This window comes from Serratia sp. JKS000199 (genome assembly GCF_900215455.1).
Taxonomy (GTDB): domain Bacteria; phylum Pseudomonadota; class Gammaproteobacteria; order Enterobacterales; family Enterobacteriaceae; genus Serratia; species Serratia ureilytica.
The window spans coordinates 647,504-667,553 of the sequence record NZ_LT907843.1 but is presented as its reverse complement, the minus strand read 5'-3'; the positions used below and the strand labels follow the sequence as shown (position 1 = coordinate 667,553).

Here is a 20,050-nt window from a genome sequence, read left to right as displayed (position 1 = left end):
GCCGCGGCGTTTTTGGGCTGGCTGCGGGAACTGGCTCAACGCTCGGCATAGCGTTCAGGTTTTGGCCATCAGCTCGCCCAGCAGCAGGTTCGTGGCGCGCGGTTGGTACACTTCATTGCCTGCACCGGGGGTGAGCGTCAGCTCGCCGATATAGAGCCTGTCTTGCGTCAGGTAGAAATCGACCCGGCAGTAGTCCAGATCGGCGGCAACGGCTTGGGCGACCTCAATCATCTCATCCCAAAAGTCAGGCTTCGCGTGCAACGTGTTGATCTGGGGAATATCTTTCTGGGTAAAAAAGCAGTGATGCGCATGGCGGTCCAAAAACTCCAGCGACGTCGGCTCCGGGCCGCCCCGCAGCAACTCCACGAACAGATAAGGCTGGCTGCCGTTAAAAACATGCACTTTATAGTCGATCAATTCACCGTCGCGTTCGATGTCCAACAGGTTTTCAACCACAATTTGCAGTGGGATCTTCGCATAGTGCTTCTCACGAAAGCGCTTCCAATACGTTATTTTTGACCATTTCTTGAGAGTGCTTGCAATCTCATCATAACTCACTCGCGCTTTATCTCTGACAATCTTAACTTGCTGCGAGGCATTATTTGTTTTGATAACAAAAGATTGAGGCAACGACAAATAGTCTTGCTCAGTGAAGTTCTCCGTTATCATGATGACCGGCGTTAGGTATTTTTCCGAAACGCGACTGGATATATAATCCCTCACCGCCACCTTGTCCGCCAACAGGCTGAACTCTTCGCGCGGGTAGCGCATTCTGTGGTAAATCCTTTCAGAAAAACTTTTAGGATTCAAAAAGTTGACGAAGCTTCCGTGAGCAAAATAATGCGACAGCTGATAATAAATAAAGTCAGGCGAAACCTTATAGAGGTATTTTACGAATTTTCTCATTCCGTTGATTCATCCATTAATCCAACATAACAAAAGACCCAGCTAAAGTTTAAATGCAATTGACTTCAATTGTAAAATATAAAAAAGCCTTGGTGATTATTAAAGGATAAAAAACGGAATAATCCTATATCATAAGGTATTCAGGGAAGCGTCAGTGAAACTAAAGATCATAGACTTCAGCATAATAAGAAACGCTTCCTGGATGATAGCGGAAAAGACGGTATCAATCCTCGGCGTTATATTCATCACCGCCTACATGGCCAAATATATTGGGCCGGAAAGCTTCGGAAAGATTACCTTTGCCACGGCGATTTTCGCCATTACCCAAACGTTGGCGCTGCTGGGGTCGGACACCATCCTCTTCAAACGCATTAGCCGTAATCCGCGCTCCGGCGCAGCGCTGATGTTCTCCACCAACCAGCTGAGGCAAGCCTGTTTCCTGGCCTTTTCTGCGATCATCTTGCTTTATACCGGGCTGCGGGAAGACTTCACGACCTTTTACTTTTGCGCCGCCACATTCCTGGCCTCGTTTTTTTCACTCAAAGACGTCTTCGCCATTTACCATGACGCCCGGCTGGAATCGCGTTTCAATACCCTGGCCAACGTGGCCGGCTTAGCCAGCGCTTTGTTGGCTCGCTGGCTGATCGTGTTTTTTGATCTGCACCTGTACTTTCTGGCCATCCCTATCGTGATGGTGTACCTCATCCCCTATCTGATCCGTCATCACCTTTATCATCGCCGCCATCCGGGCTTTTCGGCCCCCGGCCGTATTCGGCGCAAATATGTGCGCTATCTACTCGCCAGCGGCCTGCCGTTGGCGGTATCCAATGTTTCCATCGCCATCTATACCCGGCTGGCGCAGCTGTTTTTGATGTGGTTCGTTTCCGCCGCGGTGCTGGGCATTTACTCGGTCGCCATTACCCTGGCGACCGCCTGGATGTTCGTTACCGATGCCGTCATCACCTCGTTCTTCGCGAAAATATTCGCCTATCGGCGCGAAGACGCGATGCGCGCCGCGGCCAAACTGAATGGGTTGGTGCTGGCCATCGCCTTAGCCATCGTCGCCGGGATCGTTTGGCTGGGCAAACCGGTCATCGCACTGTTGTACGGCGAGCAATACCTGGCGGCCTATGCCGCCATGGGGGTGTTGGCCGTCGCCACCCTGCTCTCCGCCCTGGGGACCGTGGCCTATAAATACATCGTGCTGTTTTCCGGTTATGGCTTCCTTTCCCGCAAAATGTTGTTGGTGTTTATCATTAACATTCCTCTGTCATACGGCCTGATTCGGCAATACGGCATGATGGGCGCCGCTTACAGCACCTTGCTGACCGAACTGCTGTCATTGACCGTACTCAACTATCTCTTTCAGCGGGGTGCCGTACTGAAAATGCATCTGCGCTCACTGAACCCGGCGCTTTACCTAAGACGCCCGTCGGGAAAGTAATCCGGCTGCCGTGGCGCAGCACGTAATGCGCTCACAAACGCCGCAAAGCCCGCTATTTTATGCCTACTTTTTCTCATGCGAGACTCCCTGTGGATACCCAACGCTACCTGCAGCATATCGGCTTTACCGGTGCCGCCCGCCCAGACCTCCCCACGTTGCAACAGCTGCACCATCGCCACATGCTGAGCGTCCCGTTCGAGAACCTGAGCATTATTTATCATCAGGGCATTCAACTGGCGCCGGAGGCGCTGTTCAGCAAGGTGGTCGAGCGTAACAGCGGCGGTTTCTGTTATGAGCTGAACACGCTGTTCGCCCTGCTGCTGCGAGAGCTCGGCTTCAAGGTGAGCTTCATCTCCGGCGAGATCCGCGCGCGCGACGGCCATTTCGGCCCGCCCTACGACCACCTGGCGCTGCGGGTGGATCTGGAAGATCAAGCATGGCTGGTAGACGTCGGTTTCGGCGATTCCTTCCTGACGCCGCTCAAAATCGTCGTTGCCGAGCCGCAACCGCAGGCCAGCGGCACCTTCCACCTGGAGCAGGAAGGCGAGTATTACCTGCTGGAGCGCCGCAACGGCGACCAACGCTCGCATGCCAAAACCCTGTATCGCTTTACCGTTCAGCCGCGCGAATTGCATGAGTTCGACGAGATGTGCCACTTCCACAGCACTTCGCCGCAGTCGCATTTCACCCAACGCCTGGTGTGCTCACGGCCGACGGAACACGGCCGGGTGACCCTCAGCGACATGAAGCTGATCGTGACTGAAGATCACCAGCGCCACGAAACGACGCTGCATTCGGAAGAGGAACGCCGCGCCGCGCTGTGGCAGCATTTCGCCATCGATGTGGATCGTTGACGGCGCGGGCGACGCCCTTTTATTACGATTCTGTTACATCGATTGCATAACCGCGCTTGGCTGATTGCCAGCATCGCGGCGGCAGGCATCATAGGATCATGATTCGGCAACAGAGTGCGAAAAATGATCCGTGTGATACTGGTCGATGACCATGTGGTGGTGCGCTCCGGCTTTGCGCAATTGCTCAGCCTCGAAGCAGACATCGACGTGGCGGGGCAATACAGCAGCGCGGCGGCGGCCTGGCCGGCGCTGCTGCGCGACGACGTCAGCGTCGCGGTGATGGACATCGCCATGCCGGATGAAAACGGCCTGAGCCTGTTGAAACGCCTGCGGGCGCAGAAGCCGCAGTTTCGCGCGATCATACTCAGCATTTATGACTCCCCCACCTTCGTGCAGAGCGCGCTGGATGCCGGCGCCAGCGGTTATCTGACTAAACGCTGCGGGCCGGAAGAGCTGGTGCAGGCGGTGCGCTCCGTCGATATGGGCGGCCATTACCTGTGCGCCGACGCGCTGCGGGCGCTGCGCGGCGGCGAGCAGCCGGCCACGGCGCTGGAAGTGCTGACCCCGCGCGAGCGTGAAATCTTCGAGCTGCTGGTCAAAGGCGACAGCGTAAAGGAGATCGCTTTCAAGCTCGATCTCAGCCATAAAACGGTACACGTACATCGCGCCAACGTCCTGGGCAAGCTGCAGTGCAACAGCACCATTGAGCTGGTGCATTTCGCCCTCGATCATCAACTGCTGGCGGGGCATTGATGTCACTCCGCTCACGGCGCTGGGTTATCTCGCTGTTTATCCTGTTGGCCTGGGGCAGCGGCTGGCTGATGCTGTGGACGCTCGGCTTCTATCTGACCCACAACGGCAATCAGGCGGCGCTGTTTCTGCCCCACGGTGTCTATCTCGCGCTGCTGATCTTGCTGGCGCGCCGCTATTGGCTCGCCCTGATAATACCGCCGGTGCTGCTGCTGTTCTGGCTGCACGGCGAACGCCTGCTGAGCGGCTATGGCCTGCTGGCCGCGCCGTTCATCACCCTGCTCCCGGCCGCGCTCGCGCAGCGATTCTGGCGCCGTTTTCCGCTCTACTGGCAACGGCTGACGCTGCTGCTGGCCGCAGTGACCGCCGCCTCGCTGCTCAATACCGCCCTGCTGTCGCCTTTCGCGCAGAGCCCGGCGATGCTGCTCGGCCTGGCGTCGTTTACCGGCGGTGTTTTGTTGACCCCGTTCGTCTACCTGATCTTTGAATTTCTGCGCCAGCAGCACCGCTACCATCTGCTGGGGCTGGACACCGCCAACCCGCCGCTGCGCGCGTCCTTAATCATCTGGTGCAGCCTGTTTTTCGTTATCGGCATCGGTACGCAGATGGTGCTGTCGCCGGAAATCGAGCGCCTGCTGCTGATCGTGGTGTTTTTGCCGAACGTGGTGATGGCGTGGAAGTTCGGTTGGCAGGGCGGCGTGCTGTCCGGCCTGCTCGGCAGCATGATGATCACCCTCGCGCGGCAGGTCGGCGTGGGGTTCGGCAATCTGGTCGAGCTGGAAATCTTTCTGGCGACCCAGGCGCTGCTCGGCATCGGTCTGGGCATCGCCATCAGCCGTCAGCAGCACCTGGCGCAAAACCTGCACCACTATCGCCGACGCCTGGAAGAAGAGTTGGCGGCGCGGCGGGCGTTGACCGAAAAACTGATCCACACCGAAGAAGACACGCGAAAGAACCTGGCGCGCGAGCTGCACGATGAAATCGGCCAGAACATCACCGCCATTCAAATTCAGTCGCAGCTGGTCAAGCGGGCGCGCGATCCGGCGCAAACCCAGGCCGCCGCGAACCAGATAGGCGATCTCGCCCGGCGCATTCATCACTCCACGCGCCAGCTACTGCGCCAACTTCGCCCGCCCGCGCTGGACGAGCTGGCGTTCAAAGACGCGCTTCACCACCTGCTGAGCGAATTCGCCTTTAGCGAGCGGGGCATCCGTTGCCGTTTCGACTACCGCCTGACCGACACGCCCGCCGGCGAGACGGTGCGCTTCACCCTCTACCGGCTGCTGCAAGAGCTGCTCAACAACGTGTGCAAACACGCCGAGGCCAGCGAAGTCGCCATCGTTTTGTATCAGCAAGGCGCCATGTTGCACCTCGAGGTACGGGACAACGGCGTCGGCATCCATGCGGGCAACGCGCCGGGCTTCGGCATTCAGGGAATGCGCGAACGGGTCAGCGCGCTCGGCGGCGAACTGACGCTGGAAACGCAGCGCGGCACCCGGGTAATTGTTAACCTGCCCACAAATTTGCAACAAACCGCCGACTAACTAGGAAAAAGTCTTAGCCACTCCGGACTTTATCTCATCCCCTTTCCTTTTCACCTTCTTATAGTCAGCACCAGGGAGGCGGCTATGCAAGCACGCTCAGCATCTGAAATCGATCATCGTTACCGCGCGCTGCGCCCGCGGCTGCTGCTGTACATGGTCATCGGGTACGCCGCCTTCTACCTGACGCGCAAAAGCGTGAATTACGTGCTGCCGGCGCTGCAAACGGATTTGGGGCTGGATAAAGGAGACATCGGCCTGCTCGGCTCGCTGTTTTATCTGAGCTACGGCCTGTCGAAATTCGTCGCCGGGTTGTGGCACGACGGCCATGGGCAGCGCGGGTTTATGGGGATCGGCCTGTTCGCCACCGGTTTGCTGAACGTGGCGTTCGCCTTCGGTGAATCGCTGACGCTGCTGCTGGCGGTCTGGGCGCTGAACGGCTTCTTTCAGGGCTGGGGCTGGCCGCCCTGCGCGCGGCTGCTGACCCACTGGTATTCGCGCAACGAGCGCGGCTTCTGGTGGGGCTGCTGGAATATGTCGATCAACCTCGGTGGCGCAATTGTGCCGCTGATCAGCGCCTTCGCCGCCCAGCGCTGGGGCTGGCAGGCGGCGATGTTGATCCCGGGTGCCGTCAGCATGGTGCTGGGCATCTGGCTCACGCGGCAGCTGACAGGCACGCCGCAGGAAGAAGGCCTGCCGTCGGTCGGCCAGTGGCGCCACGATCCGCTGGAGCTGCGCCAGGAACAGCAAAGCCCGCCGATGGGGCTGTGGCGGATGCTGCGCACCACGATGCTGAAGAACCCGATGATCTGGTTGCTCGGCGTCTCTTACGTGCTGGTCTACCTGATCCGCATTGCGTTGAACGACTGGGGCAACCTGTGGCTGACGGAAAGCCACGGCGTCAACCTGCTCAGCGCCAATGCGACGGTGATGCTGTTCGAGATAGGCAGCCTGCTCGGCGCGCTGTTTGCCGGCTGGGGCTCGGATGTGCTGTTCGGCGGGCAGCGCGCGCCGATGATTTTGCTGTTCACGCTCGGACTGATGGTTTCCGTCGCCGCGCTGTGGCTGGCGCCGGTGCACCACTACGCGCTGCTGGCGGGCTGTTTCTTTGCGGTGGGCTTTTTTGTCTTCGGCCCACAGATGCTGATTGGCCTCGCCGCCGTGGAATGCGGGCACAAAGGCGCCGCGGGCTCCATCACCGGCTTTCTCGGCCTGTTCGCCTATCTGGGGGCGGCGCTGGCGGGCTGGCCGCTGTCGCGGGTCATCGAAGGCTACGGCTGGTCAGGCATGTTCAGTTTGCTGTCGATCGCCGCCGTTCTTATGGGTTTATTGCTGATGCCGCTGCTGATGGCGAGCGTTACCACCTATACCGAGAAAAGGATAAAACAATGAAAAAAACGTGGGTCACTACCCTGATAGCGTCCGGCATCGCGCTGGCGACCCTGAGCGGCGCCGCGTACGCCAAGGGCCGCCTGGTGGTCTACTGCAGCGCCACCAATGAAATGTGCGAAGCGGAAACCAAAGCTTTCGGCGAGAAATATGACGTGAAAACCGCGTTCATCCGCAACGGATCCGGCAGCACGCTGGCAAAAGTGGACGCCGAGAAGAAGAACCCGCAGGCGGACGTCTGGTACGGCGGTACGCTCGATCCGCAATCCCAGGCCGGTGAAATGGGGCTGCTGCAGCCGTACAAATCGCCGAATCTCGACCAGGTGATGACGCAATTCCGCGATCCGGCCAAGCTGAAAGGCAACTACTCCTCGGCGGTCTACGTCGGCATTCTCGGCTTTGGCGTCAATACCCAGCGCCTGAAAGAGAAAAATCTGCCGGTGCCCAAGTGCTGGAAAGACCTGACCAAGCCGGAATACAAAGGCGAGATTCAAATCGCCGATCCGCAAAGCTCCGGCACCGCCTACACCGCGCTGGCGACCTTTGCCCAGCTGTGGGGAGACGATCAGGCGTTCGCTTACCTCAAACAGCTGAACGCCAACGTCTCGCAGTACACCAAGTCCGGCATTGCCCCGGCGCGCAACGCCGCCCGCGGCGAAACGGCGATCGGCATCGGTTTCCTGCATGATTACTCGCTCGAAAAGGAACAGGGCGCGCCGCTTGAGCTTATCTCGCCGTGTGAAGGCACCGGCTACGAAATCGGCGGCGTCAGCATCCTCAAAGGCGCGCGCAACCTCGACAACGCCAAGCTGTTCGTGGATTGGGTGTTGTCGAAAGAGGCGCAGGAGCTGGCGTGGAAGCAAGGCAAGTCCTATCAGATCCTGACCAACACCACCGCCGATACCTCGCCGAACTCGCTGAAGCTCGACGACCTGAAGCTGATCAACTACGACATGGACAAGTACGGTTCGACCGACGTCCGCAAGGCGCTGATCAATAAATGGGTCAGCGAAGTCAAGATGGGTAAATAAGCCCACATTCTGCGCCTGTTGCCGGGTAAGCCTCACGGCTTGCCCGGCCTGAACATCCGGGAAACTTATGTCACATACACATGCACTCCATCTCGTGAAAAAACGAGATGCGATATCCCTTTGGGTTTTGCTTGGCTGGCTGGCGTTCGCCCTGCTGCCGAGCTGGAGCCTGGATTACGGCCTGCTGGAGTCCACCGGCGAAGAGATCCTCGCGGCCTACGGCTGGTCACACCGCAATATCAGCTGGCTTTGGTGCCTGCTGCCAAGCCTGCTGCTGTTGCGCCCTTACGCTGCGGCAGGCCGTGAGCAGCGGCGCCGCCACGCGTTCGATGCCGGCTGGGCGCTGCTGTGCATGGCCTTTATCGTTGTCAGCGCCACGGTGGCGGGACGCGGTTTAGGCTACGCCACCCTGGTGCAGTTGACCGCGCTGGGCGCCATCATGACGCTGGCGCTGACCCGCCTCGACTGGCTGGGCGGCGACCGTTTCGTTATCGGCGCGCTGGTCACCATCGTGGCGCTGATCGGCGTCTTCATCGTCTGGCCGAGCATCGCGATTTTCATTCCGATGTTCACCGACCAGACGGGCGCTTTCGCGCCGCTGGCCTTTATGAACGTGCTGTCGCAGGCGCATATCATTCAGGTGATCCTCAACTCCATCGCCCTGTCGATCGCGGTGGGCGCCGGCTGCACCTTTTTCGGCCTGGTGCTGGCAATTTACACTACCCGCATCGCCAAGCGCAGCGCCATTATCGGCCGCATCTTCTCCATCTTGCCCATCGTCACGCCGCCGTTCGTCGTCGGCCTGGGGGTCACGCTGATGATGGGGCGCTCCGGCTATGTCACCGAGTGGATGGTGGCCTGGTTCGGTTTGACCAACACCAACTGGCTGTACGGCTTTACCGGCATCTGGCTGGCGCAGGTGCTGGCGTTCACCCCGATGGCGTTCATGATCCTCGACGGCGCGATCAAGACCATTCATCCTTCGCTGGAAGAGGCCTCCTACACCCTGCGCGCCAGCCGCTGGCAAACCTTTAACGGCGTGTTCGTGCCGCTGCTGAAACCGGCGCTGGCCAACGCGTTTTTGATCGTGGTGGTGCAATCGCTGGCTGATTTCAGCAACCCGCTGGTGCTCGGCGGCAACTTCGACGTGCTGGCGACGCAAATCTATTTTTACATCACCGGTTCGCAGCTCGATTATCAGGCCGCCAGCACCCTCGGCGCCTTCCTGCTGCTGTTCTCACTGCTGGTGTTCTGCATCCAGTATATGTGGATCGGCAAACGTTCCTACGTCACCGTGTCCGGCAAATCGTATCGCGGCGACGTGCAGCCGCTGCCGGTCACGCTGGTGTGGGGCGTGATCGCGCTGCTGGCGGTGTGGGTAGCCTTTAACGCCCTGCTTTACGGCAGCATTTTCTACGGCAGCTTCACCGTCAACTGGGGAGTGGATTACACGCTGACGCTGGATAACTTCATCAAACTGTTCGGCCAGGGCATGAGCGACGGCGCGTGGCCTTCGCTGCTCGACACGCTGCTGTACGCCGGGATCGCCGCGCCGATCACCGCCGCGTTCGGCCTGCTGATCGCCTGGATCGTGGTGCGCCAACAGTTCAAGGGCAAAAAGACCATCGAGTTCACCACCATGCTGTGCTTTGCGGTGCCGGGTACCGTGGCCGGCGTCTCTTACATTCTCGCCTTTAACGGCGCGCCGGTGTACCTCACCGGGACGGCCGCCATCGTGATTATTTCGATGGTGATGCGCAACGTGCCGGTGGGCATTCGCGCCGGGATCGCCGGGCTGGGCCAGATAGACAAATCGCTGGACGAAGCCTCGCTCAGCCTGCGCGCCGGCTCGCTGCGCACCATCACGCACATCCTGCTGCCGCTGCTGCGCCCGGCGATCCTGTCGGCGCTGATCTACAGCTTCGTGCGCGCCATCACCACCGTCAGCGCCATCGTCTTCCTGGTCACCCCCGATACCCGCGTGGCCACCGCCTACATCCTCAACCGCGTGGAAGACGGCGAATACGGCGTGGCGATCGCCTACGGTTCAATTCTGATCGTGGTGATGCTGGCGATTATTTTCCTCTTTGACTGGCTGATCGGCGAGGCACGCATCTCCCGTTCAAAAGCCAAAAACCAGGCGTAATGGAGCCCATGATGAGCCAGAAAAATTTCGTTGAACTGCGTAACGTCTCCAAACGGTTCGGCAGCAACACGGTAATCGATAACATCACGCTCACCATCCCACGGGGGCAAATGGTGACGCTGCTCGGCCCTTCCGGCTGCGGCAAGACCACCATTTTGCGCCTGGTCGCCGGGCTGGAAAAACCGAGCGACGGGCAGATATTCATTGATGGTGAAGACGTCACCCATCGTTCCATCCAGCAGCGTGACATCTGCATGGTATTCCAGTCTTATGCCCTGTTCCCGCACATGTCGCTGGGGGAGAACGTCGGCTATGGCCTGAAGATGCTCGGCATTCCGCGCGCCGAAGTGAAAGCGCGCGTGCAGGAAGCGCTGGCGATGGTGGACTTGGCGGGGTTCGACGATCGCTATGTCGATCAGATCTCCGGCGGCCAACAGCAGCGCGTGGCGCTGGCGCGCGCGCTGATCCTCAAGCCGAAAGTGCTGCTGTTCGACGAGCCGTTGAGCAACCTCGACGCCAACCTGCGCCGCAGCATGCGCGAAAAGATCCGCGAGCTGCAAAAGCAGTTTGATATCACGTCGCTGTACGTCACCCACGATCAGAGCGAGGCTTTTGCAGTCTCCGACACCGTACTGGTGATGAACAAGGGGCATATCATGCAGATGGGCTCGCCGCAGGATCTCTATCGGCAGCCCGCCTCGCGCTTTATGGCGAGCTTTATGGGGGACGCCAACCTGTTCCCGGCCAGCTTCAGCGCCGATCATGTCGATATCAGCGGCTATCGCCTGCCGCGCCCGGCGCATTTTGCCGCCCAGGGCGCCGGCACGGTGGGCGTGCGGCCGGAAGCGATCACGCTGAGCGAGCATGGCGATGAAAGCCAGCGCTGCGAGATCCAGCATGTCGCCTACATGGGGCCGCAGTATGAGGTGACGGTGGCGTGGCACGGGCAACAGATTTTGCTGCAGGTTAACGCCACCCGCCTGCAACCGAACGTCGGCGAGCAGTATTATCTGGAAATTCACCCCTACGGCATGTTTATGCTGGCGGACGCGGCATAGTCGGCCTCACGCTTAAGGGGTAGAATAACGGCCATCCCATACGGGATGGCCGAAAATAATCGCCAAAAACACCGTATTTATCTATTTTTACAATTCCACCCAAGTCCTTGTTCAGCCGAAAAATAAATATAGCCACACCCACTCAAAAATAACCACCCAGACCACTCAGGGTGATATTTTTATTTAAATAGGGTAAGCTTGATCCCGCAGTCGAAATTATTTAACGGCCAACTCAAGGAGAAATTCATGAGCAACAATGCAAATGCACAGGCGCAGCTGGATAATTTACGCAATGTCGCTTCCCAGCTGAAGGAAATGCGCCACTACGCGCAGTCGAATATCGAGACGCTCTCCGCACACTGGCTGGCCTTCGATCAGGGGGAATGCAAAAATAAGGCATTCGCCGAAGCCATTAACGACCTATTGAATAAACAGGGCGCCTGTCTGGAAGGACTGGAAAAAACCATTCAGGATATCGAGATAGAATTAAACCGTCTTGATAAAGCCGCCTGATAATGCCGATTTAAATAAACCCGCCACGCGCGGGTTTATTTTCAGCTGCGGCAGATGACGCGCGCAATATCCCCGGACGTCGTCAGCGCGCGTATTTCGCTGAACAGTTCAGTTGCTTCATCATATTCTTTACGCAAATAACCCAGCCACTGTTTAATGCGCGCCACGTGATACAGGCCGGTGTCGCCCTGCTTTTCCAGATGGACGTATTTTTGCAGCAGCTCAACCACCTGCGGCCAGGGCATGCGCGGTTCGTTATATTTCACCACCCGGCTCAGGTTCGGCACGTTGAGCGCGCCGCGCCCCAGCATGATGGCGTCGCAGCCGGTCGTCTGCAGGCAATCCTGCGCGCTCTGGTAATCCCAGATCTCGCCGTTGGCGACAACCGGGATGCTCAGCCGCTGACGGATCTCGCCGATCGCCGCCCAGTTGATGCGATCCGCCTTGTAGCCGTCCTCTTTGGTGCGGCCGTGCACCGTCAGTTCGCTGGCGCCCGCCTGCTGCACCGCATCGGCGATTTCAAAGCTGCGATTGGAAGAGTCCCAGCCCAAGCGCACCTTCACCGTGACCGGCAGATGGGCCGGCACCGCCGCGCGCATCGCTTTGGCGCCCTGGTAGATCAATTCCGGATCTTTGAGCAGCGTCGCCCCGCCGCCGCTGCCGTTAACCAGCTTGGACGGGCAGCCGCAGTTGAGATCGACGCCGTAAGAGCCCAATTCCACCGCGCGCGCGGCGTTCTCCGCCAGCCACTGCGGGTACTGCCCCAGCAGCTGTACCCGCACCAGCGTGCCCGACGGCGTGCGGCTGGCGTGACGCAGCTCCGGGCACAGCCGATAGAACGACTTGGCCGGCAGCAGCTGATCGACCACGCGCAAAAATTCGGTGATGCACAGATCGTAGTCGTTCACTTCGGTGAGTAACTCACGCACCAAAGAGTCGAGAACGCCCTCCATCGGAGCCAATAATACGCGCATGACCAATCCCAGCTAAAAAAAGACCCGCAATAATACGGGTGAATGCCCGCGCCAGACAAGCCTCTGCGGGCATTAAAAACGCCATCAGCCCAGCCGACGGATCGGTTGACCGGCGAGAAACGCCGCAATGTCCTCGACCGCCTCGGTGAAGTAGGCGCGGTAGTTATCGTCCGCCACGTAACCCACATGCGGCGTCGCCAGCACGTTGGGCAGTTGACGAAACACATCGTCGGCCGGCAGCGGCTCCGTCTCGAACACGTCCAGCCCGGCGCCGGCAATCTTCCGCTGTTGCAGCACGTCCACCAGCGCCGCCCGATCGACGATCCCCGCGCGCGAGGTGTTGATCAGGTAAGCGGTGGGTTTCATCGCCGTCAATTCGTCCCGCCCTACCAGCCCGCGGCTGCGATCGCTCAGCACCAGGTGAATGGAGACAAAATCGCTCTGCTCGAACAGCGCCCGTTTGGACGGTGCCAGCAGGGCGCCCTCCTGCGCTGCCCGTTCCGCCGTCAGGTTCTGGCTCCAGGCCAGCACCCGCATGCCGAACGCCTGTGCCACCTTGGCCATTTGGCCGCCGATCTTGCCCAGCCCCAGCAGCCCCAGCGTCTTCCCCTGCAGCGTGACGCCCAAGCCCAGCTGCCACGGGCCGTTGTTCCGCAGCCCGGCGCTTTCCGGCACGATATGCTTGGCCAGCCCGAGCAGCAGCGCCCAGGTCAACTCCATCGGCGCCGCCGACCCGCTGCGGGTGCCGCACACCACTACGCCGCGCTCAGCGGCGGCGGCCAAATCGATAGCGGCATTGCGCATGCCGGAGGTGATCAGCAGCTTCAGCTGCGGCAGCCTCGCCAGCAGCGAGGCGGTTATCGGCGTGCGCTCGCGCATGATGACCAGAATGTCGCATTCCTGCAGATGCACCGCCAGCTCCGCCTCATCGGCAAAGTGCGCGCTGATGGCGGACACCTCCACCCGATCGGCCAGCGCTGACCAATCCGCCATGTTGAGCGCCACCTGCTGGTAATCATCAAGAATTGCGCACTTCAATTTCATCTCCGTCTCCTGGAATGTAGGGATAGCCACCGTCCAGCCTAGTACGAAAATGCCGTTCCGCCAGGCAAAAAAAAAGCCGCCCATACAGGCGGCTTGCTTTTGCGCAATCGGGCTTATTCGGCCGGTTTGCGGTTGCGCGGGCGACGCGAGGCCGGCGCGCCGGAACGGCGCTGGCCGTCACCCTGCGGGCGAGCGTTGCCGTTACCGTTGCCACGGTTTTCACGCTGGCCGCCGTTGGCGTTACCGCTGCGCTGACCGCCGCCGTTACCGGAACGCTGGCCACCGCCGTTGCCGCGCGGCGCGCCGCGTCCACCACCCTGGCGGCCGTTGATGATCGGCTCGGCCTTGATGGTCGGATCCGGCTCGTAGCCCGGCAGCGCAATGCGCGGAATTTCACGCTTCAGCAGACGCTCGATGTCGCGCAGCAGCTTGTGTTCATCCACGCACACCAGCGAGATGGCTTCGCCGGTACGCTCCGCGCGGCCGGTGCGGCCGATGCGGTGCACGTAGTCTTCCGGCACGTTAGGCAGCTCGTAGTTCACCACGTGCGGCAACTGGTCGATATCCAGACCGCGCGCCGCAATGTCGGTCGCCACCAGCACGCGGATGCGGCCGTCTTTAAAATCGGCCAGCGCACGGGTACGGGCGCCCTGGCTCTTGTTGCCGTGGATCGCCGCGGCGGTGATGCCGTCTTTGTTCAGCTGTTCCGCCAGGTGGTTGGCACCGTGCTTGGTGCGGGTAAAGACCAGCACCTGTTTCCAGTCGCCTTCGCCGATCATCTGCGACAGCAGTTCCCGCTTACGCTTCTTGTCGACGAAGTGCACGCTCTGCTCGATCTGCTCGGACGCGGTATTGCGGCGAGCCACTTCCACCGAGGCCGGGTTATGCAGCAGTTTGTTGGCCAGCGCCTTGATGTCGTCGGAGAAGGTGGCGGAGAACAGCAGGTTCTGGCGCTTGGCCGGCAGCTTGGCCAGCACGCGACGGATGTCATGGATAAAGCCCATGTCCAACATGCGGTCCGCTTCGTCCAGCACCAGAATCTCGATTTTGGACAGGTCAACCGCGTTCTGATGTTCCAGATCCAGCAGACGCCCCGGCGTCGCCACCAGGATATCGACGCCGCCGCGCAGCTTCATCATCTGCGGGTTGATGCTCACGCCGCCAAACACCACCAGCGAACGCAGGCGCAGGTGTTTGCTGTAGGCATCGACGTTTTCGCCGATCTGCGCCGCCAGCTCACGGGTTGGCGTCAGGATCAGCGCGCGCACCGGGCGACGGCCTTTGACCGGATGGTCATGCTTGCTCAGCAGCTGCAACAGCGGCAGGGTAAAACCGGCGGTTTTACCGGTGCCGGTCTGGGCGCTGGCCATCAGGTCACGACCTTCCAGCACGACAGGGATAGCCTGACGCTGAATTGGCGTCGGTTCGCGATAGCCCTGTTCTTCAACAGCGCGCACAATTTCAGCACTTAAGCCGAGGGTTTCAAATGACATAAAGAGAAAAACTCCAGATCCCCCCTAACCTAACAGTGTTCGGTGCAGTTTCCTGGGAGGATGATCAGACGGGGCATTAAGCATGACCACGAGGGATTGGCACAAACTGCAGTGCACCAGGCGGCGATTGTAACAGAAGTCGCGCAATAAAAAGCACTTTTACGTGCAGAGAGCACAATCTGCCGTAAATTCAGCATTATCTGAAGTCGGTCACATAACTCATTGTGGTTAGCGGTTGCGTTTTAAACAATCTGGCATAAAGTTAATCATATGATTGATTAACTTTGAGCGTGACCTATGCCAGCTTCCGTCCCTCATCAGGCCGCCGGCCGGGCGCGCGGCGAGCAAACGCGCCGGCAACTGCTCGCCGCGGCGACCGACCTGTTCGGTGAATATGGCCTGCAGGGCGCCACCACCCGCGATATCGCCCAGCGCGCCGGCCAGAATATCGCCGCCATCACCTACTACTTCAGCTCCAAAGAGGGGCTGTATCTGGCCGTGGCGCAGTCGCTCGCCGATTTCATCCAGCAGGCATTCGCCCCGCTGGCCGAAGAGGTCGATCGCTTTGGGCAGCAGCCTGCCGCACAGCGATCGCCCGACGCGGCGCTGCGTTTGCTGCAGCGTGGCCTACTGGCCTTCAGCGAGCTGATGACCCAGCCGCACACGCTGAATCTGAGCAAAATCATGTCGCGCGAACAGCTCGCCCCAACCGACGCCTATCCGCTGATCCACCGCCAAGTGATCGCGCCGATGCACGAACGGCTGTGCCGCCTGCTGTCGGCCGCCACCGGCATCGACGAACGCGCCGCCCGCCTCGTGTTGCATACCCATGCGCTGATTGGCGAGGTGTTGTCGTTCCGCGTAGCGCGGGAGACCATCCGCCGTCAGGCCGGCTGGCAAGAGATTGGTGAGGGCGAAGCGGCGCAAATCGCGGCGGTGCTGAGCGAGCATATCGAGATTTTAGTTATTGGGCTGCGCCAACGTCACGGCGCGTAAATTCAGGCAGGGAGTGTTATGAACAAAAAACGCAGTGCCTTGATCGTGTTGTTGATTCTGCTGATCGCGGCCGTCGCTTACGGGGTATGGCATTACCAACAGCAGCAAGAGCGGCCGCTGACGCTGTACGGAAACGTCGATATCCGCACGGTCAACCTCGGCTTTCGCGTCGACGGCCGCCTGGCGTCGCTGACGGTGGATGAAGGCGATACCGTTCAGCCGGGCCAGCTGCTCGGCAAGCTGGACGATGCTCCCTACCGCAACGCGCTGCAACAGGCCGAAGCCAACGTCGGCAGCGCGCGCGCCAAACTGTCGCTGCTGCAGGCCGGCTATCGCAGCGAAGAGATAGCCCAGGTGCAGTCAGAAATGGCGCAGCGCCAGTCCGCTTTCGCCTACGCCGACAGTTTCCTGAAGCGCCAGCAAGGGCTGTGGGCGAAAAACGCCACCTCCGCCGACGCGCTGGAGGATGCGCGCACCGCCCGCAATCAGGCGCAGGCCAATCTGCAAGCGGCGAAAGACAAACTGTCGCAATACCGCAGCGGCAACCGCCCGCAAGAGATTGAACAGGCCAAGGCCGAGGTGGCGCAAAGCGAAGCGGCGTTGGCGCAGGCGCAATTGAACCTGCAAGACGCCACGCTGCTCTCCCCTTCCGCCGGCACGGTGCTGACCCGTGCGGTAGAGCCGGGCACCATGCTCGGCGCCGGCGGCACGGTGTTCACCCTGTCGTTGACCCGGCCGGTGTGGGTGCGCGCCTACGTCAACGAAACCAGCCTGAACCAGGCGGTGCCCGGCACCGAGCTGGAGATCTACACCGACGGCCGCCCCGGCAAGCCCTACCACGGCAAGATCGGTTTCGTCTCGCCGACCGCGGAATTCACGCCGAAAAGCGTTGAAACGCCGGATCTGCGCACCGATCTGGTGTACCGCCTGCGGGTGATCGTCACCGACGCCGACGATGCGCTGCGTCAGGGCATGCCGGTCACCCTGCGCTTCGCCAAACCCTGAGGCCGGCTATGGAACAGGCGCACACCATCGAGTTGGAAGGGCTGGAAAAGCGCTTCCCGTCGCTTGAGAAACCGGCGGTCGCCAGCCTGACCACCACCCTGCGCAGCGGCGCGGTCATCGGGCTGGTCGGCCCGGACGGCGCCGGCAAAACCACCCTGCTGCGCATGCTGGCCGGGCTGCTGAAGCCAAGCAGCGGCAAACTGCGGGTCGCCGGGCTGGATCCGATCGGCCAGGATCGCCAACTGCATGCGATCCTCGGCTACATGCCGCAGAAATTCGGGCTGTATGAGGATCTGACGGTGATAGAGAACCTGACGCTGTACGCCGATCTGCGCGGCGTCACCGGCGATCTTCGCCGCCAGACCTTCGAACGGCTGCTGAAATTCACCGATCTGACCCGCTTCACCGGGCGTCTGGCGGGCAAGCTGTCCGGCGGCATGAAGCAAAAACTGGGACTGGCCTGCACGCTGGTGGGCGAACCCCAGGTGCTGCTGCTGGACGAACCGGGCGTCGGCGTCGATCCGATCTCGCGCCGCGAGCTGTGGCGCATGGTGCACGAGCTGGCCAATGACGGCATGTTGATCCTGTGGAGCACCTCTTATCTCGACGAGGCCGAGCAGTGTCGCGAAGTGCTGCTGCTCAACGAGGGCGAGCTGCTGTTCAGCGGCGCGCCGCAGGATCTGACCCAGCGCATGGCCGGACGCACGGTATTGATCGCCGCGCCGCCCGGCAGCCATCGATCGTTGCTGCAGCGGGCGATCTGCCTGCCGGCGGTCACCGACGGCGTGATCCAGGGCAAGTACCTGCGCCTGATCCTGAAAGAAGGCGAAGATCATCGGCAGCTGCTGCAGACGCTGGATCTGCCGGACGCCGAACTGGACGAAGCGGATCCGCGCTTCGAGGATGCGTTTATCGATCTGCTCGGCGGCGGCCCCAACCATCGCTCGGCGCTGGCGGAGATCATGCCGACCGTTGACGGAGAAAGCGGTGAAACGGTGATCGAAGCGGTGCAGCTGACCAAGAAATTCGGCGATTTCGCCGCCACCGATCACGTCGATTTTCAGGTGCGGCGCGGCGAAATCTTCGGCCTGCTCGGCCCGAACGGTGCCGGCAAGTCCACCACCTTCAAAATGATGTGCGGCCTGCTGGTGCCGTCCGGCGGCAAGGCGCTGGTGCTGGGGATGGATCTGAAGACCAGTTCCGGCAAGGCGCGCCAACGCCTCGGCTACATGGCGCAAAAATTCTCGCTGTACGGCAACCTGACGGTGGCGCAGAATCTGAAGTTCTTCTCCGGCGTCTACGGCCTGAGCGGCAAGGCGCAGCGCGACAAAATCGACGAGATGTCCCGCGCCTTCAACTTCGCGCCGATCCTCGATCAGACGCCGGATGCCCTGCCGCTCGGCTTCAAGCAACGCCTGGCGCTGGCCTGCGCGCTGATGCACGAACCGGATATTCTGTTCCTCGACGAACCGACCTCCGGTGTCGATCCGCTGACGCGGCGCGAGTTCTGGCTGCACATCAACGGCATGGTCGACAAGGGCGTCACGGTGATGGTGACCACCCACTTTATGGACGAGGCGGAATACTGCGACCGCATCGGCCTGGTGTATCGCGGCAAGATCATCGCCGCCGGCACGCCGGACGATCTCAAACAACAGGTAGCGCGCGACGACAACCCCAACCCCTCGATGGAACAGGCGTTTATCGAACTGGTGCAGGGCTACGACGAGGAGGAACCGCGGTGAGCGACAACCGAGCCCCAATCGACGACGGCGGCTTCTCCTGGCGCCGACTGCGCGCGCTGTGCCTGAAGGAGACGCGGCAAATACTGCGCGATCCCAGCAGCGGCCTGATCGCCTTCGTTATCCCGCTGATGCTGCTGTTTATCTTCGGCTACGGCATCAACCTGGACTCCAGCAAGCTGCATCTGGGCATTCTGATGGAGCAACAGAGCGAAGACGCGCGCGATCTGGCCCAGGCGTTCGCCGGTTCGCCCTATATCGAACCGACCATCAGCGACAACCGCCAGCAGTTGATCCAGCAGATGCAGGCCGGCACGATCCGCGGCCTGGTGGTGATCCCGGTGGATTTCGACCAGCGCATGGCGCGCCCGCACGACAGCGCCCCCATCCAGGTGATCACCGACGGCAGCGAGCCGAATACCGCCAACTTCGTGCAGGGCTATGCCCAGGGCGTATGGCAAGTTTGGCAGCAGCAGCGCGCCGCCGATCGGGGGAGCAACGACAAGCCGCTGATTGACGTGCAGATGCGCTACTGGTTCAACCCGGCGGCCATCAGCCGGCACTACATCATTCCCGGCGCCATCACCATCATCATGACGGTGATCGGCGCCATTCTCACCTCGCTGGTGATCGCCCGCGAATGGGAGCGCGGCACCATGGAAGCCCTGCTCTCCACCCAGGTGACGCGCAGCGAGCTGCTGCTCTCCAAGCTGATCCCGTATTACTTCCTCGGCATGATCGCCATGGCGCTGTGCATGGCGGTGGCGGTCTGGGTGCTCGGCGTGCCCTATCGCGGTTCGCTGCCGATCCTGCTGCTGATCAGCAGCCTGTTCCTCGCCAGCACCCTCGGCATGGGCCTGCTGATCTCCACCCTCACCCGCAACCAGTTCAACGCGGCGATGGTGGCGCTGAACGCCGCCTTCCTGCCGTCGATCATGCTGTCCGGCTTCATCTTCCAGATCGACAGCATGCCGGCCATCGTACGCGCGGTGACCTACATCATTCCGGCGCGCTACTTCGTCAGCACGCTGCAAACGCTGTTCCTGGCGGGCAACGTCGGCACCGTGCTGGCGATCAATCTGTTGTTCCTGATCGCTTCCGCCGTGGTGTTCATCGGCCTGACGGCCTGGAAAACCCAGCGCCGGCTGGATTGAGGAGAAAGAG

The 20,050-nt window shown here is 60.8% G+C and carries 17 protein-coding genes; 13 read left to right on the top strand and 4 right to left on the bottom strand.

What is annotated here, in order from left to right; genetic code table 11:
- Positions 1-54: 54 nt before the first annotated feature.
- Positions 55-906 (bottom strand): ATP-grasp fold amidoligase family protein, encoded by an 852-nt coding sequence (locus CPH57_RS03270; protein ID WP_046686608.1) that lies wholly within the window; start codon positions 904-906, stop codon positions 55-57.
- Between the two features lie 154 nt (positions 907-1,060).
- On the opposite strand from CPH57_RS03270, the gene CPH57_RS03265 reads away from it, so the two are divergent.
- The 9 genes from CPH57_RS03265 (at position 1,061) to CPH57_RS03225 (ending at position 11,632) form a co-directional block, all read left to right on the top strand.
- Positions 1,061-2,350, top strand: a complete 1,290-nt coding sequence (locus CPH57_RS03265) for an oligosaccharide flippase family protein (RefSeq protein ID WP_096242027.1) — start codon at positions 1,061-1,063, stop codon at positions 2,348-2,350.
- Positions 2,351-2,439: 89 nt separating this feature from the next.
- Positions 2,440-3,204, top strand: coding sequence for an arylamine N-acetyltransferase (locus CPH57_RS03260; RefSeq protein ID WP_096242026.1), 765 nt, complete (start codon positions 2,440-2,442; stop codon positions 3,202-3,204).
- Positions 3,205-3,327: 123 nt separating this feature from the next.
- Positions 3,328-3,957 carry a response regulator transcription factor gene (locus CPH57_RS03255; RefSeq protein ID WP_033642255.1) on the top strand — a complete coding sequence of 210 codons (630 nt, stop codon included), beginning with the start codon at positions 3,328-3,330 and terminating at the stop codon, positions 3,955-3,957.
- On the top strand, positions 3,957-5,498 hold the full coding sequence (locus CPH57_RS03250; protein WP_033642254.1) for an MASE1 domain-containing protein: 1,542 nt from the start codon (positions 3,957-3,959) through the stop codon (positions 5,496-5,498). Before CPH57_RS03255 ends, CPH57_RS03250 begins: the two co-directional genes overlap by 1 nt.
- 84 nt (positions 5,499-5,582) lie before the next feature.
- Complete coding sequence (gene uhpC / locus CPH57_RS03245; protein ID WP_096242025.1) at positions 5,583-6,887, top strand: MFS transporter family glucose-6-phosphate receptor UhpC; 1,305 nt, start codon at positions 5,583-5,585, stop codon at positions 6,885-6,887.
- Complete coding sequence (locus CPH57_RS03240; RefSeq protein WP_096242024.1) at positions 6,884-7,915, top strand: ABC transporter substrate-binding protein; 1,032 nt, start codon at positions 6,884-6,886, stop codon at positions 7,913-7,915. Before uhpC ends, CPH57_RS03240 begins: the two co-directional genes overlap by 4 nt.
- A gap of 67 nt (positions 7,916-7,982) precedes the next feature.
- Positions 7,983-10,061 carry an iron ABC transporter permease gene (locus CPH57_RS03235; protein WP_033642251.1) on the top strand — a complete coding sequence of 693 codons (2,079 nt, stop codon included), beginning with the start codon at positions 7,983-7,985 and terminating at the stop codon, positions 10,059-10,061.
- An 11-nt stretch (positions 10,062-10,072) separates the two neighbouring features.
- Complete coding sequence (fbpC, locus tag CPH57_RS03230) at positions 10,073-11,119, top strand: ferric ABC transporter ATP-binding protein (RefSeq protein WP_033642250.1); 1,047 nt, start codon at positions 10,073-10,075, stop codon at positions 11,117-11,119.
- Between the two features lie 246 nt (positions 11,120-11,365).
- Entirely contained in the window at positions 11,366-11,632 is a 267-nt protein-coding gene (locus CPH57_RS03225; RefSeq protein WP_033642249.1) for a hypothetical protein, read from the top strand.
- Between the two features lie 41 nt (positions 11,633-11,673).
- On the opposite strand, the gene dusC is transcribed toward CPH57_RS03225, so the two are convergent.
- From dusC to rhlE, 3 genes are all read right to left on the bottom strand, one after another.
- The gene (dusC, locus tag CPH57_RS03220) at positions 11,674-12,606 is read right to left on the bottom strand and encodes a tRNA dihydrouridine(16) synthase DusC (RefSeq protein WP_033652368.1); all 933 of its coding nucleotides are present in this window, start codon (positions 12,604-12,606) and stop codon (positions 11,674-11,676) included.
- Positions 12,607-12,690: 84 nt separating this feature from the next.
- Positions 12,691-13,650, bottom strand: coding sequence for a D-2-hydroxyacid dehydrogenase family protein (locus CPH57_RS03215; RefSeq protein ID WP_047572287.1), 960 nt, complete (start codon positions 13,648-13,650; stop codon positions 12,691-12,693).
- 113 nt (positions 13,651-13,763) lie between these two features.
- Positions 13,764-15,143: an ATP-dependent RNA helicase RhlE gene (gene rhlE, locus CPH57_RS03210; RefSeq protein WP_042783890.1), complete on the bottom strand. Its 1,380-nt coding sequence runs from the start codon at positions 15,141-15,143 to the stop codon at positions 13,764-13,766.
- Between the two features lie 297 nt (positions 15,144-15,440).
- On the opposite strand from rhlE, the gene cecR reads away from it, so the two are divergent.
- The 4 genes from cecR to CPH57_RS03190 are packed head-to-tail and all read left to right on the top strand — an operon-like array spanning position 15,441 to position 20,040.
- On the top strand, positions 15,441-16,139 hold the full coding sequence (gene cecR / locus CPH57_RS03205; RefSeq protein ID WP_033642245.1) for a transcriptional regulator CecR: 699 nt from the start codon (positions 15,441-15,443) through the stop codon (positions 16,137-16,139).
- A gap of 18 nt (positions 16,140-16,157) precedes the next feature.
- The gene (gene hlyD, locus CPH57_RS03200) at positions 16,158-17,144 is read left to right on the top strand and encodes a secretion protein HlyD (RefSeq protein WP_033652365.1); all 987 of its coding nucleotides are present in this window, start codon (positions 16,158-16,160) and stop codon (positions 17,142-17,144) included.
- Between the two features lie 8 nt (positions 17,145-17,152).
- Complete coding sequence (locus CPH57_RS03195) at positions 17,153-18,889, top strand: ATP-binding cassette domain-containing protein (protein ID WP_096242023.1); 1,737 nt, start codon at positions 17,153-17,155, stop codon at positions 18,887-18,889.
- Positions 18,886-20,040, top strand: a complete 1,155-nt coding sequence (locus CPH57_RS03190; RefSeq protein ID WP_042783887.1) for an ABC transporter permease — start codon at positions 18,886-18,888, stop codon at positions 20,038-20,040. Before CPH57_RS03195 ends, CPH57_RS03190 begins: the two co-directional genes overlap by 4 nt.
- Positions 20,041-20,050: the final 10 nt, after the last annotated feature.

Excerpts from the sequence above, each read along its gene's own strand:
- CPH57_RS03225 (WP_033642249.1), top strand. The coding sequence starts at position 11,366 with ATGAGCAACAATGCAAATGCACAGGCGCAGCTGGATAATTTACGCAAT.
- CPH57_RS03250 (WP_033642254.1), top strand. The coding sequence starts at position 3,957 with ATGTCACTCCGCTCACGGCGCTGGGTTATCTCGCTGTTTATCCTGTTG.
- cecR (WP_033642245.1), top strand. The coding sequence starts at position 15,441 with ATGCCAGCTTCCGTCCCTCATCAGGCCGCCGGCCGGGCGCGCGGCGAG.
- CPH57_RS03235 (WP_033642251.1), top strand. The coding sequence starts at position 7,983 with ATGTCACATACACATGCACTCCATCTCGTGAAAAAACGAGATGCGATA.
- uhpC (WP_096242025.1), top strand. The coding sequence starts at position 5,583 with ATGCAAGCACGCTCAGCATCTGAAATCGATCATCGTTACCGCGCGCTG.
- CPH57_RS03240 (WP_096242024.1), top strand. The coding sequence starts at position 6,884 with ATGAAAAAAACGTGGGTCACTACCCTGATAGCGTCCGGCATCGCGCTG.
- dusC (WP_033652368.1), bottom strand. The coding sequence starts at position 12,606 with ATGCGCGTATTATTGGCTCCGATGGAGGGCGTTCTCGACTCTTTGGTG.
- fbpC (WP_033642250.1), top strand. The coding sequence starts at position 10,073 with ATGAGCCAGAAAAATTTCGTTGAACTGCGTAACGTCTCCAAACGGTTC.
- CPH57_RS03255 (WP_033642255.1), top strand. The coding sequence starts at position 3,328 with ATGATCCGTGTGATACTGGTCGATGACCATGTGGTGGTGCGCTCCGGC.
- CPH57_RS03215 (WP_047572287.1), bottom strand. The coding sequence starts at position 13,650 with ATGAAATTGAAGTGCGCAATTCTTGATGATTACCAGCAGGTGGCGCTC.
- CPH57_RS03195 (WP_096242023.1), top strand. The coding sequence starts at position 17,153 with ATGGAACAGGCGCACACCATCGAGTTGGAAGGGCTGGAAAAGCGCTTC.
- hlyD (WP_033652365.1), top strand. The coding sequence starts at position 16,158 with ATGAACAAAAAACGCAGTGCCTTGATCGTGTTGTTGATTCTGCTGATC.
- rhlE (WP_042783890.1), bottom strand. The coding sequence starts at position 15,143 with ATGTCATTTGAAACCCTCGGCTTAAGTGCTGAAATTGTGCGCGCTGTT.
- CPH57_RS03270 (WP_046686608.1), bottom strand. The coding sequence starts at position 906 with ATGAGAAAATTCGTAAAATACCTCTATAAGGTTTCGCCTGACTTTATT.